The 13405-nt window shown below is 59.1% G+C and carries 13 protein-coding genes; 9 read left to right on the plus strand and 4 right to left on the minus strand.

What is annotated here, in order from left to right; genetic code table 11:
• Nucleotides 1-26: 26 nt before the first annotated feature.
• The 5 genes from AC1D19_RS27645 (at nucleotide 27) to AC1D19_RS27665 (ending at nucleotide 4927) form a co-directional block, all read left to right on the plus strand.
• A complete protein-coding gene (locus AC1D19_RS27645) occupies nucleotides 27-1127 on the plus strand; it encodes an alkene reductase (RefSeq protein ID WP_477765238.1) in 1101 nt (366 codons plus the stop codon).
• Between the two features lie 141 nt (nucleotides 1128-1268).
• The gene (locus tag AC1D19_RS27650) at nucleotides 1269-2180 is read left to right on the plus strand and encodes a LysR family transcriptional regulator (RefSeq protein ID WP_477765239.1); all 912 of its coding nucleotides are present in this window, start codon (nucleotides 1269-1271) and stop codon (nucleotides 2178-2180) included.
• Nucleotides 2181-2317: 137 nt separating this feature from the next.
• Complete coding sequence (locus tag AC1D19_RS27655; RefSeq protein ID WP_477765240.1) at nucleotides 2318-3076, plus strand: SDR family oxidoreductase; 759 nt, start codon at nucleotides 2318-2320, stop codon at nucleotides 3074-3076.
• A 68-nt stretch (nucleotides 3077-3144) separates the two neighbouring features.
• Nucleotides 3145-3546: a nuclear transport factor 2 family protein gene (locus AC1D19_RS27660; RefSeq protein ID WP_477765241.1), complete on the plus strand. Its 402-nt coding sequence runs from the start codon at nucleotides 3145-3147 to the stop codon at nucleotides 3544-3546.
• A 208-nt stretch (nucleotides 3547-3754) separates the two neighbouring features.
• Complete coding sequence (locus tag AC1D19_RS27665; RefSeq protein ID WP_477765242.1) at nucleotides 3755-4927, plus strand: acetyltransferase domain-containing protein; 1173 nt, start codon at nucleotides 3755-3757, stop codon at nucleotides 4925-4927.
• Nucleotides 4928-4940: 13 nt separating this feature from the next.
• Here AC1D19_RS27665 and AC1D19_RS27670 read toward each other — a convergent pair whose 3' ends face one another.
• From AC1D19_RS27670 to AC1D19_RS27680, 3 genes are read right to left on the minus strand one after another with little or no spacing between them, the layout of a single operon-like run.
• Nucleotides 4941-6371, minus strand: a complete 1431-nt coding sequence (locus AC1D19_RS27670) for an LLM class flavin-dependent oxidoreductase (protein ID WP_477765243.1) — start codon at nucleotides 6369-6371, stop codon at nucleotides 4941-4943.
• Nucleotides 6372-6404: 33 nt separating this feature from the next.
• The gene (locus AC1D19_RS27675; protein ID WP_477765244.1) at nucleotides 6405-7250 is read right to left on the minus strand and encodes an amino acid ABC transporter permease; all 846 of its coding nucleotides are present in this window, start codon (nucleotides 7248-7250) and stop codon (nucleotides 6405-6407) included.
• Nucleotides 7247-8068: an ABC transporter substrate-binding protein gene (locus tag AC1D19_RS27680; RefSeq protein WP_477765245.1), complete on the minus strand. Its 822-nt coding sequence runs from the start codon at nucleotides 8066-8068 to the stop codon at nucleotides 7247-7249. Before AC1D19_RS27680 ends, AC1D19_RS27675 begins: the two co-directional genes overlap by 4 nt.
• A gap of 249 nt (nucleotides 8069-8317) precedes the next feature.
• On the opposite strand from AC1D19_RS27680, the gene AC1D19_RS27685 reads away from it, so the two are divergent.
• Nucleotides 8318-8773 (plus strand): glycine zipper 2TM domain-containing protein, encoded by a 456-nt coding sequence (locus AC1D19_RS27685; protein WP_477765246.1) that lies wholly within the window; start codon nucleotides 8318-8320, stop codon nucleotides 8771-8773.
• An 86-nt stretch (nucleotides 8774-8859) separates the two neighbouring features.
• Here the strand turns inward: AC1D19_RS27685 and AC1D19_RS27690 are convergent, their stop codons facing one another.
• Nucleotides 8860-9777 carry a pirin family protein gene (locus AC1D19_RS27690; RefSeq protein WP_477765272.1) on the minus strand — a complete coding sequence of 306 codons (918 nt, stop codon included), beginning with the start codon at nucleotides 9775-9777 and terminating at the stop codon, nucleotides 8860-8862.
• A gap of 118 nt (nucleotides 9778-9895) precedes the next feature.
• On the opposite strand from AC1D19_RS27690, the gene AC1D19_RS27695 reads away from it, so the two are divergent.
• The 3 genes from AC1D19_RS27695 (at nucleotide 9896) to AC1D19_RS27705 (ending at nucleotide 12896) form a co-directional block, all read left to right on the plus strand.
• Nucleotides 9896-10807 carry a LysR family transcriptional regulator gene (locus AC1D19_RS27695; protein WP_477754334.1) on the plus strand — a complete coding sequence of 304 codons (912 nt, stop codon included), beginning with the start codon at nucleotides 9896-9898 and terminating at the stop codon, nucleotides 10805-10807.
• Nucleotides 10808-10896: 89 nt separating this feature from the next.
• Nucleotides 10897-11712: an AraC family transcriptional regulator gene (locus AC1D19_RS27700; protein ID WP_477754333.1), complete on the plus strand. Its 816-nt coding sequence runs from the start codon at nucleotides 10897-10899 to the stop codon at nucleotides 11710-11712.
• A gap of 113 nt (nucleotides 11713-11825) precedes the next feature.
• Nucleotides 11826-12896: a threonine aldolase family protein gene (locus AC1D19_RS27705; protein WP_477765247.1), complete on the plus strand. Its 1071-nt coding sequence runs from the start codon at nucleotides 11826-11828 to the stop codon at nucleotides 12894-12896.
• Nucleotides 12897-13405: the final 509 nt, after the last annotated feature.

Consider the following 13405-nt stretch of genomic DNA (forward strand, 5'->3'; position numbering starts at 1 on the left):
TCCCACCACTGATAGGTATCGTTGTCATGTCCAAACTGCATACCAGCATCCAAATAGGTCCACACCAGATTTCCCATCGCGTCGTTCTGGCGCCACTTACCCGTATGCGTGCCGAGCCGGGTGCCATTCCTGGCCAGTTGATGGCCGAGTACTACGCCCAGCGTACCACCGCCGGTGGCCTGCTGATCGGCGAAGCCACTATCGCCGCTGCCAATGGTAACGGCTACCTCGGTGCTCCCGGTCTGTATGACGACAGCCAGATCGCCGGCTGGAAGCTCGTGACCGACGCGGTTCATGCCAAGGGCGGCAAAATCTTTCTGCAGCTCTATCATGCGGGGCGCCAGTCCAATAGCCTCCTGCAGCCGGGCGGCGCCCAGCCGGTAGCCCCTTCCGTCGTGGACCACGGCGGCCTCGCCTTCACCGAGACTGGCTGGACCCCCGGCAGCCCCCCGCGCGAACTGACCATCGCGGAAATCCGCGACCTGGTAGAAAGCTTCCGCGCCGCAGCCGAACGCGGTATCGCAGCCGGATTCGACGGCGTGGAGTTGCACTCGGCCAACGGCTACCTGTTCGATCAATTCCTCCAGGACGGCAGCAACAAACGTACGGACATCTACGGTGGCTCGTTCGAGAACCGCAGCCGGTTCCTGCTGGAAGCGGTAGAGGCGGTGATCTCCGTCTGGGGCAGCAATCGGGTGGCGGTGCGTCTGGGGCCGAGCGGCAATTTCGGCGATATGTCCGACAGCGACCCCATTGGCCTGTTCACCTATGTCGCACGCGAGCTGAACAAGCTGGACCTCGCCTATCTACACCTGATCGAGCCGCGCATCCTGGGTGTCGCCGAAGACGAGCGCCGGGACCAGAACCCGGTGGCGTCCCAACTCATCCGCCAGCACTACAAGGGCACCCTGATCGCGGCGGGCGGTTTCTCCGGTGAATCGGCCAACGCGATCCTTGAGGCCGGCGATGCGGACCTGGTCGCGTTCGGCCGCCACTTCATCGCCAACCCTGACTTGCCAGAGCGCCTGCGTAACGGCTGGCCGCTGAACCCGTACGACCGCGAGTCGTTCTTCGGCGGCACGCAAGTGGGTTACACGGACTATCCTTTCCATACCGAAGTTGCGTGATCATTTGCACCACTGGTAACTGGGGTCATAGTGCCCCAGCTACCTCCCCGCCAAAACATCACTCACCCAAACTGCCGCGTTTCACGGTCGCCTCTGCCAACGGGGTCAAGGTGCGTACCGGCTGAAGGAAGGTGCCAACGCATGAAAGACCTTTTCTCCTACAGGCTTTTCACAAGGGTGGCGCGACTGGGCAGCTTTTCCGCTGCGGCACGCGAAGTGGGTCTTTCTCAATCCCAGGTCTCCAGGATCGTGGCCGAGCTCGAAGCCGATCTCGGCACCCTGCTGCTGGCGAGATCGACACGTGCCGTCGTACCGACCGAGGCCGGGGCGGACTTTCTCTCGCGCATGGAACCCATCCTCGTCGCTGTGGAAGAGGCAGAGCAGAGCGTTCGCGGGGGCGCAGAGCTGCGTGGGGTCGTGCGGATGAGCATGCCAACGAGCATCGGCGTACGGGAAATCATTCCACGCCTGGCGCCGTTCGCAGCGATACACCCCAACCTGCATATCCAGGTGCTGCTTGCCGATCATTGGCAGGATCTGGTGCGCGAAAATATCGATGTTGCGATAAGGCTGGGACGGCTGGTGGATTCCAGTGCAACAAGCCGTCAGATCATGACGATCTCCAGATACATTCTCGCCTCACCGTCCTACTTGCGCGCCGCTGGGGAGCCGACTACGCCGGAGGACCTGCAATCACATCGAATCATCGCCGGTCCAGCCTCAACGGTGCCGAGCGGGTGGATGTTCAAACGCGATGGCGAGACCAGGACCATTCAGCTCGAGGCGCACTTCTCGACCGACGAAAACGAAGGCGCTGTCGCAGCGGCAACGGCTGGCTTAGGGATCACATCGACAACGGCCTGGGCCTGCCGGCGGGAGCTTGAAAGCGGTGAGCTCGTCGCGCTGCTCACCGATTGGGAGACCGAATCCGTACCTGTGCATGCCTACTTCCCCCACGGCTCGCGAACCCGCAGAGCCGGCCGCGCCCTGATCGAACATCTTGTCGCCAGCCTGCTTGACGATGCCGGCGGTGCTTATGCATCCGGCGCATAGAAGATAGCCGGCCACAGCGTCTACTCCGATCCGGCCGAAGCTGCCAATTTAGCGCCATACCCCGCGACGCAGCGGTCGAGCTGATCGACCTGGCAGCGTGGCGGACGCCCTGACTTTTTCGTTCAAGGAAATCCCTCATGCGCATGACTGGCAACACGATCTTCATCACTGGCGGCGGCTCCGGCATCGGCCAAGGCCTGGCGGAAGCCTTCCACAAGCTGGGCAATCAAGTGATCATCTCGGGACGGCGCAAGGAGCGACTGCAGCAGACGCTCGATGCCAACCCCGGCATGGCAGCCATCGAGCTCGACATCAACGACACGGCCAGCATCCAGGCCGCAGCGCAACACCTCATCGCCCATTACCCTGAGCTCAACGTGCTGATCAACAATGCCGGCATCATGCTGCTCGATCATGCAGAAGGTCCGGTGGACGATGAGCTTGCCCTGTCGACCGTCACCACCAACCTGCTGGGTCCGATCCGCATGACCTCGGCGCTGGTCGAGCATCTGAAGGCCAAGCCGGATGCCGTCATCGTCAACGTCTCCTCGGTACTCGGCTTCGTACCCATGGCCGTGACGGCGGTCTACTCGGCGACCAAGGCAGCGTTGCACTCCTACACCTTGTCGCAGCGCTACCTGCTGCGCGAACACGGCGTCCAACTGGTCGAGATCGCACCGCCGTGGGTACGCACCGAGTTGCTCGACAGCCGCGAGGAGGAGCGCGCCATTCCCCTCGACCAGTTCATTGCCGGCGCCATGGCGCAATTCGAGAGCGGCGTGGACGAAATCCTGGTCGCGCCCGCTGAAGCCATGCGCGCCAATCCTGGCCCGAACGAGCATGCCTGGGTCAACGGGTTCAACGACATGATTGCCAACGGACCGGCTTTCGGCTGAGTCCACAAGGCGATATTGGGCGGCCCTTCAACCGCCCTCCCCTTTACTTTGTTAGCAGGAAACCGACCATGACTTCACTCACCCCCGTCGAGAACAAGGCCATCGTCCTCGAAGGCTTCGCAACCCTGTTCAATCGCAAGGATCTGGCTGCGGCCGAACGCTACTGGTCGCCCTCCTATATCCAGCACAGTGCCCATGTGCCCCCGGGTCGCGAGGGTCTGTTCGAACTGGTCGCCGCAGGAGCGCCCGATTTGCTTTACGAATGCCAGCTGGCAGTCGCTGAAGGCGACTTCGTCATGTTGCACGGTCGCTTCACTGGCATCGGCCAGCCGGCGAACTGGGTCGTGGTCGATATCCTGCGCCTCGAGGACGGCGTGATGGTCGAACACTGGGATGTGATTCAGGACGAGGCGACGCGCGAAGGTTCCGCCGGCGGGTATCCTATGTTTGGGGATCAGTTCCCAGGCTGATGCTCCATTAAACAGTTCAAGGAGTTCAGGCCGAACTCAGGCGACGCTCGATTGCGGGACGCATTCCTTGAGTTGAAGGCGTCTAGGTAGACAGCTATCAACGCAATCAGGCGGTCGCCCTTGGTTTAATTGTTATGTTATAACTAATGCAGGCGTGCACTGTCAGTCGCCACTGGCAGAGCCATCCATTCCCTGCTTGCGACATTCGATGACAACCTCTACTCACATCCCACCTATCACACCCTTGAAACAACGCCTGCTGTCCATTGATGCCCTGAGGGGATTGGTAATCCTCCTTATGTTGTTGGATCACGTGCGCGAAACGTTCTTTTTGCACCGTCAGGTAGCAGACCCGATGGACATTGAGTCCACTGAGCCGGCGCTATTTTTCAGCCGCACACTTGCCCATTTGTGTGCCCCGGTTTTCATACTGCTCACTGGACTTTCCGCTTGCCTGTATGGCCAAAAGCACCAGGGCAAGGGCGATGTGTCAGCCTTTTTATTCAAGCGCGGTCTGTTTCTGGTACTGCTGGAGTTCACCCTGGTGAATTTCGCCTGGACATTTCAGTTCCCACCTGCGGCAATTTACATGCAAGTGATCTGGGCCATTGGCATCTGCATGATTGCCCTGGCCGGGCTGGTCTGGTTACCCAGGCCCATTCTGTGCTGCCTGGGTCTGGTGATCGTGGCCGGGCACAACCTGCTGGATAGTGTGCACTTCGCGGCAGGCTCGCCAATGCATATACCTTGGGCGATTCTGCATGATCGCGGCTGGATCGAATTCTCCGACGGTTTGCGTCTGCGCACCTCTTATCCTGTACTGCCGTGGATCGGTGTGATCGCCCTTGGATACAGTATCGGCCCTTGGTTCGCTGGCCAGGTTTTGGCCGCGGAGCGTCAACGTAATCTGCTGCTGGCAGGGGTCGGGACATTGATCGGATTTGTCGCACTGCGAGCAGTCAATGGTTATGGCGAGTTGCATTGGGTCGCCCATGAAGGCATCACGCAAACCCTCATGAGCTTCTTCAACATTACAAAATACCCACCTTCCCTGCTGTTCCTTTCGCTGACGCTGGGAGTGGGCCTGTTACTGCTTCGTGCCTTGGAACGGGCTCAACAACGCAAGTGGGTCAATGCATTGGCAGTCTTTGGCGCGGCGCCGATGTTCTTCTACTTGCTCCACCTTTACGTACTCAAGGCGCTGTATCTGATCAGCGTGGCGTTGTTCGGATTGAACCAAGGCAATTTTTTCGGTTTCGACAGCATTTGGGCTGTGTGGCTGACAGCGGTGCTCCTGGCTTTATCCCTGTATTTACCCGTGCGCTGGTTCGCGGCATTGAAGGCACGCCGTCGCGATATCAGATGGCTCAAATACTTTTGATCAGGACATTTGCTCAATAAAGGGGCCCCTGGAGAGCCCCTTTTTTTCTAGACTGCCCCGTCCTGAAACCTTTATCAAAGCGGAATGAGGCGCCGTAAGCCGAATCCGGTAAATGGCTAGCGCCATCGTCCCGTAACCGCGAACGGAAAGTACCGCTCTGTGGCTGGGTACGATACAAGCCACGCTTTTGCAGTTCAGGAATGATCAGTTCAACGAAGTCCTCAAGGCTGCCCGGGCTGATCAGCGGATTTAGCATGTAGCCGCTGGTGCCGGAAATACGGGCGTGCTCTTCGATCCGATCGGCCACTTGTTGCGGCGTTCCCACCAGAATCAGATCACTGCCACGGGTAACGTTGGCAAAGCGCTGTTTGACATCACCGGCGGTCAAGGGCTTGCCACTGCCATCGGGACGCATCACATAGGAGGTCATGCCTTCGGTGTGAGTCGACAACGCATCGCTGTCCGCGTAGCGGCTGATGTCGATACCGGTATCACCGGCATAACTCACCAGTTGCGCCTGCAAGTGATAGTTGCTTTGCAGTTCGTCATATTTGCGTTGGGCTTCGATCTCGGTCCTGGCCGTGACGATGCGCAGGACCGTCAGTGATTTAACATCTTCAGCGTGACGCCCCCGTGCCCTGGCCTGCGTCCATATATCTTCCAGGCCCTGGCGAATCTCCAGCGGGTTGGACTTGGCGATGAAAATCAGTTCGGCGTGCTTGGCCGCAAACTCGCGACCACGGCCTGACCAACCGGCCTGGATCAGCAACGGTGTGCGTTGCGGTGACGGGGACGTCAAATGCGGCCCGGCCACCCGGTAATGCTCGCCAACATGATTGATCGGTCGCACGCGATCGCCCTTGGCAAAGACCCGACGAGACTTGTCGGCCACCACGGCATCGTTTGCCCAGCTGCCTTCCCAGAGCTTGTAAACCACATCGAGAAATTCATCGGCGCGTTCATAGCGATCATCGTGCTTGATCATCTGCTCCAGGCCGAAGTTGCGAGCGGCACTGGTCAGGTAGGAGGTGACAATGTTCCACCCGACCCGGCCATTGGTCAGGTGGTCCAGCGTGCTGAAGCGCCGGGCGTGGGTGAAAGGATGTTCATAACTGGTGGTGACAGTGACGCCGAAGGCGAGGTTTTCCGTCACCGCAGCCAATGCCGGAATGATCATCAACGGATCGTTGGCCGGTGCTTCCACCGCCCACTTCATCGCCGCGTCGGCATTACCGCCAAACACATCGTAGAAACCCAGCACATCACCAAAAAACAGCATGTCGAGATGAGCCTGGTCGGCGATGCGTGCCAGGTTCGACCAGTAGCCCAGGGAGTTGATGGTCAGTCGTTCGTCTGCCGGGTGCGTCCAGAGGCTTGGCGCGCCGCCACAGCCAACACTGGCTTGCTCGTATAACGCAAACAACAGAGGTTTTGGATCGGACATCGTAGTACCTGTAAAAGTCATTAAGCGGATGGGTCAGCGCTGATGCTTGAAACCTTTGCCGTAGTGGCGTTCAAGACGGTTCTGTATCAACTCCAGGCCAATGGACAGGAGCCAATAGATAACGGCTGCGGTGGTGAGCATTTCGATGTAGCGGTAAGAGGATCGACCGTACGACTGCGCCAGGAACATCACTTCCCAAACGCCCATCACCGATATCAACGATGAGTCCTTGAGCATTGAAATGAACTGACTGGTTGTCGGGGGAATGATCGTGCGCATGGCCTGCGGCAGGACGATGTGCAGGAACGTTGCCGCAGGCCCCAGCCCCAGAGCCATCGCCGCTTCGCGCTGTCCAGGTGCAACAGCCATGATGCCGGCACGAAAAATCTCGCTGAGGTAGGCACCATAGTTGAGCGAGAGCGCAATGATCCCCGCGCTGATGGCGCCAGGAACCACACCCAACTGCGGCAGCCCCAGGTAGATCAGCAGGATCTGGATCAGCAGCGGAGTACCGCGGAAAAAGGACGCATAGAAACTGGCAATGCCGAAAGCCACTGCACTGCGAGACAGGCGCGCCAGCGCCGTCACGAAACCAAGGAGCAACGAAAGCCAGATCGAGCAGAAGCACAAGAACAGCGTCAGCGCGGCGCCCTGCAAGAAACCGTCAGGCCCCAAATGCAGGCCGACCAGGTTGGGCAACTTCTGCACAATGATCGAGAACTTCAGATCGAAGCTCATGAAAAACATGACGCACAGGCCGAACAGCACTGCCCAGGTCAAATACAGGCGAGTGCGAAAACCAACTAGCTGGCTGAAACGACGCGCCTCGGTTTCGGGGGCGACAGTCGCCTTGGCCGGGTGTGGATTGAGGGCTGTCATTGGCTGATATCGGCACCGATCCACTTCTGTGAAATCTTGCTTAATGTGCCGTCGGCCTTGAGCTGGGTGACGACCTCAGTGACTTTGGCATTCCATTGCGGATCGCCCTTTTCGATCGCGACCACGTTGGGCTCTGCATACAGCGTATCGCCGGCAATTTTGAAGCGTGGATCCTGGGCGATGCGTTCGCGAGCCGTGATGAGGTTGGTGACCATGGCATCCAGGCGCACGCCCGTGCCCAAGGCCAGATCCTGGAAGGCCACGGTTTCGTTGTCGTATGGCGCGACCTGGACACTTTCGAATGGATAACTCAACGGCTTGTCCTCGGCGCCCTCGATCACCAGATCCTTGTTCAGATAGGCTTCATAGGTCGACGCACTGATCACACCGACTTTTTTACCTGACAGATCCTTGCCCGTGACAATGTTCTGGTCTTTGGCATTCACCACGATCACGGCCGGTGACTGGTAATACTCCACCGGGAAGTCGAACACTTCGGCCCGTGCCTTGCTCGGGGTCATCGAGCAGACGCAGATGTCATATCGTCCGTTCCAGTGTCCGGCAGCGATGACATCCCAGGACGGTGTCTGCAGCTTCAGCTTCACCCCTAGCCGTTGCGCAACAGCCTTGGCGACATCCACGTCAAACCCGTCCAGTTGGTTCTGTTCATTGAGAAAGGAGAATGGCGGATAGCTTTCCATCAGAACGCCGGTCAGCTCCCCGCTGCTGGTTACGCGATCCAGTATGGGGCCCGCGAAAGCCGTCGAGCAGGTAGCCAGTAATGCCAAGCCAAAAGGTAAAAGCGCCTTAGTGTTCACAGACAAGAGCTCCAATCGATTCAAAATACTGAATAGATTAAAACGCACTATAAAAATAGTTTGTACTTCCTTTATGGAATATGTGACTGCGTTCAAGCTATATTGGATCGAGCCGTTCAGGCGCTTGCACCACTGCCCCTTCGTGGCAAGCGCTTTGCACAGCCAAACAACCGAGCGAATCAGGCATTTTCGTCTAACTTGAATGGATGCGTTTGCATGATCCACTTCCTCTGAAAATGGAGTTTGACGATGAAAACTATCGCTTCCTGGCTGACGATTTCGCTTTTTGGTCTTGTGCTTGGCGGCTGTGCCGCGGTTGGCGCCGGGAGCGGAGGCGCTGGCGAGATGGAGATTCGTTCGGGGAAAATCGAGCAGATTACACAGACCCAGATGCAGACCAATCACGATAGCGGTGTCGGCGCCATAATGGGGGGTATTGGCGGTCTGGCCCTGGGAAGCCTGATCGGCCACGGTACCGGCCGGGATGTGGCGATGGTCGCCGGTGCCCTGGCTGGCGCGGCGGGCGGCAACTACGCCGAAAAGAAAAAATATGATCAGCCCGTGGACGCACAGCAGATCATCGTTCGCACCCACAGCGGCGTACTGGTTCAGGTGACCCAGCCGATCAACCCGGGGCTGAAAAATGGCATGAACGTTTATGTCGAGGGTGCCGGGAACGAAGCGCGGGTGGTGCCACAAAGTTAGGGGCGGCGACTGGACGTTGCACAGCCGCCCCATGATCCATGACTGCGCGCAATCCTGACTCGAATGGCGCGCCGCCATGGATCAGGTTACTTGAATACCGGTACGCTGGCTGACGCGTTGGGCTTTTTCAGGTACTCACGCAACCGAACGCCAATCTCGGCAATTTTCACCTCTCCCGCACGCAAGGCTTGCGGGTTGGTGTGCACCGAGTAATTTCCCAGCGCCAGATCATAGGGATGAGGTACGGCTGAACCGATCACGAAGACCGTATCTTTTTGCAGCGCCTTGAGCGTCACGGCGCCGTTGCCAGGTTCGAAGATGGCCATCTCTCCTGCGTTGACCAGGCCTGGTGCAGACAAAGCGCCGCGGCTGACACTCAACCACAACGACTCATGTTCGCCAGGTGGAACATAAGTCCAGGATTCCCCGGCACGTAGCGTGACCAGCAGATAATTCATTCCGGCGGGGGCACGGACCGGGCTCTGGACACCCTGGTACGTGCCGAGAATCAACCGCGCCGGCCCGACTTCAGGCATCACGCCTGACTCCAGGTATTGACTGTCGACACTGGCGTTTTCCAACTCAGGCGGTAGTGCAACCCACAGTTGAAAACCCTGAATCCGTTTCGATGTGCCCACCGACATTTCCTTGCCGTGCCAGACCCCGCCTCCGGCACGCATCCATTCGACACCGCCGTAGTCGATCATCCCCTTGCCCGAATCCGCATCCTCGAAGCGCAAATTACCTTCGGTGATGACGGTGACGGTGGCGATTCCCGAGTGCGGGTGAATTGGCATGCCGTTGATGAATGAGCTCTCACCTTCAAACAGATCCAGGAAAACGAACGGCTTGATCAAATGGCCCAGATCCGAAGGACTCATCAGCCGGACAATGGCGCCATGCCCGCCGCCTGTGGTGCGATAGCTGATTGCGCGGTGAGTTACGGTTTCGCGTGCAGAGCCAGGGTCCATTGCGATGTGAGGTGGTTGCTGAAGGTTCATCATGATCACTCGAAGTGGGAAGCTCGCGGCCCGATACCTCAAACAATAGAGCGGGACCGATTGCTTGATTAGTCGATACAATTGGATTGCACTCGTCCACCAATACCAGGAATGACCGGCCATGCTCGACCTCAATGACATCGCGATGTTTGTGCAGGTAGTCCGCTGCGGCAGCTTTGCCGAGGCGGCACGACGCCTGGGCATGCCGCCCAATACCGTGAGTCGCCGCATCCAGCAGCTCGAAGCACACCTCGGCACTCGGCTGCTGCAACGCTCCACTCGCAAGCTCACACTCACCAGTACAGGCCAGGACTTCCATGAGCGTTGTGCAGGTGCTGTCGACGGCTTGCTCGAAGCCGGACAGGAGTTGATAACGGGTAGTAACGAGCCCAATGGCCTGGTGCGTGTGGCGGCTCCAGCCGACTTCTTCGACTTCTTCCAGATGGACTGGGTGACCGGGTTTCTCGCCGCGTATCCACGCGTGAGGCTCGACTTCATACTCAGCGATGCGAAGGCCGACTTGATCGCAGAGCAGATCGATGTCGCGTTTCGCGGCGGCGCCTTGCGCGATTCCGGTTTTGTCGGGCGTCAGATCCTTGACCCGCGCAGCGTCGGAATGGTCGCAAGCCCCGCCTACATTGCCGCGCACGGCTCACCCCGCACGCTGCAGGACCTGGTAAATCACGATTGTGTGATCTCGGCGCAACCCGGCGGCCACGCCACATGGCGCTTGATCGGCCCGCAGGGTGAGGAGGAAGTGCAGGTCAGTGGGCGCTTCAGTGGCAATACCGCACAGGCATTGCGCAGGGCCGCCGTGGCCGGCCTCGGCATCGCGCTACTGCCACCGGTGATGGCCAGGCTCGATGTTCAGGCCGGCGTGCTCGTCCCGGTGCTGGCGCAATACCAACCCAAAGGCTATGGCCTGAACGTGCTGTATCCAAGCCGACGACAGTTGCCGCTTGCGGTATCGGCCTTCATCGACCTGGTGATCGAGAAGTTGAATGCCTCGGACGCACCAGAGGTGCACCCGTAGCGAGCGGCAGTCGATGCCCATGGATCTATTCCGCTGGTGGCCCTAGACTTCGTAGTCCCCGCCCTCCTCGCCGATTGTTAACGGGTTTCATGACTGAGCATGCCAAGTACCATCACGTATCCGACGTACCAGGCTTGGTGCTGGGGTCCGCTCGCTTTGTGGACACCGGTTTCGATCGCCATTACCACCTCGATTTCCACGTTGGTTTGGTCACCGAAGGCATCCAGCGTCATCGATCCAAAGGCGAGTCGTATCTTTTAGGTCCGGGAAGGATTGCCCTGATGCCGCCGGGTGAAATCCACGATGGTGTGCCCGAGGGCGGCGACGCTTATACGCTCAAGACATTCCGTCTGTCCCAGGCGCTGGTCGCGAGTCTGACCGAGGAGATCAGCGGTCAACCGAGAGAACTTGAATTGACCGGTGTGTTGCTGGAAGACGCAGGGCTTGCCGGTAACCTGCGCGGGTTGCATGACGCGATGCAGCAGGCCGTTGGGCCAGGTAGTCTGGCGGTACAGACGCAATGGATCACCCTCCTTGAACACCTGTTGAGCCAGTCACGGGCGACCAGGCCCGAAACGATTACGGGCACACTATCTCCCCTGCAATGGTCTCGCGTCAGGGACTATTGTTTCAGCCACATCGATCAGCGAATCACCCTCGATGATCTCGCTGGCCTGTGCGGGTTGGGCCGGTTCCCGTTCCTTAAACAGTTCAAGCGGACCATTGGCATGACGCCGCACGCATGGCTGCTTCGCCTGCGTCTTGAACGGGCTTGTGGCCTGCTATCGCGCAGCGGGCAACCGATCATCGAGGTCGCCCACGCTGTCGGCTTTTACGATCAAAGCCATTTCAACCGCGCCTTTCGACAGGCATTCGGCGTCGCACCCTCGCGCTACAGGACATAGGGCGTCGGCCATCAGGCGGCCGTCAATTTTTTACAAGCGCGACAACCTTCCCTCTCCATAGGATGCGCCAATACGGGCGAAACACCTTCGCCTGCGCAGCCGAGAACTGGATGATGAACGGTGAGACAAACAGACCGCCCGCGCTGGGGTTTTCAAGTGACAACATCGCTGGCGCATCGCCGGAGGTGGCACAAGCCATCGTGAAACACAGCACGGGCCAGGCGAGCCCCTATGGAACAGACGCGTTGACGGCGCAGGTCCAGCGCAAGTTCTGCGAGATCTTCGAGCGTGACGTGGAGGTCTTTCTGGTGCCCACCGGCACCGCCGCCAACGGCTTGTGCCTGAGCACCATGACGCCGCCCTGGGGCAACATCTATTGCCACCCGGCCAGTCATATCAACAACGATGAATGCGGCGCGCCGGAGTTCTTTTCCAACGGTGCGAAGCTGATGACCGTCGACGGCCCGGCGGCCAAGCTGGACATCGTCCGACTGCGCGAGCGGACTCGCGAAAAAGTCGGCGATGTACACACGACCCAGCCCGCCTGCGTCAGCATCACTCAGGCCACCGAAGTCGGCAGCATCTACACCCTGGACGAAATCGCAGCCATCGGTGACGTCTGCAAGTCATCTTCCCTTGGAATGCATATGGATGGCTCGCGATTTGCCAACGCCCTGGTGTCGCTTGGTTGCTCCCCGGCCGAGATGACGTGGAAGGCAGGCGTGGATGCCCTGTCGTTTGGAGCCACGAAGAATGGTGCACTGGCGGCGGAAGCCATCGTCCTGTTCAACACCTCGCTCGCAGCCGAAATGAATTACCGGCGCAAGCGCGCAGGCCATCTCTTTTCCAAGATGCGTTTCCTTTCGGCGCAGATCGACGCGTACCTGACCGACGACCTCTGGCTGCGCAATGCACGCCAGGCCAACGCTGCGGCCCAGCGCCTGGCGCAGGGACTTGCCGGCCTGAGCGGCGTTGAAATGCTCGGTGGCACTGAGGCGAACATCCTGTTCTGTCGCCTGGACTCGGCGATCATCGAAGCACTGCTCAAGGCCGGGTTCGGCTTCTACCATGATCGCTGGGGACCCAACATCGTTCGCTTTGTCACCTCGTTCGCCACCACTGCCGAGGATGTCGATCACCTATTGAATCAGGTGCGGCGAGCGCTTGATCGTGTACACGAGTAACGGGCAGCAAAGCTACGCATTTCCCAGACGTAAAACTTCAGGTTCTTCACGCAATCCCGGGAAGAACCAAAAAAACGTGGGCACGCTCCCTTGTAGGAGCTGCGGTGCGGCGATGGTCGATAACGATAACGCGTGTGGACCGGATAAACGCGGCGTACTTGAGTCCATCGCCGGCAAGCCGGCTCCTACAGTTCCCCGGGAAGTCACTTCATTTTCGACCAGGACGCGGTCTGTTGTAGGAGCTGGCTTGCCAGCGAAGGTCGTTAACGATAACGCGAGTAAACTGGATAAACGCGGTGCACTTGAGTCCATCGCCGGCAAGCCGGCTCCTACAGCTCCCCGGGAAGTCACTTCATTTTCGACCAGGACGCGGTTTGTTGTAGGAGCTGGCTTGCCAGCGAAGGTCGTTAACGATAACGCGTATTTTCTGTCTAAACGCGGCGGTCTTGAGTCCATCGCGAGCAAGCTCGCTCCTACAGTTTCCCGGAATTCCGTGAAGAACCAAACTT

The organism is Pseudomonas sp. P1_C12 (assembly GCF_056406435.1).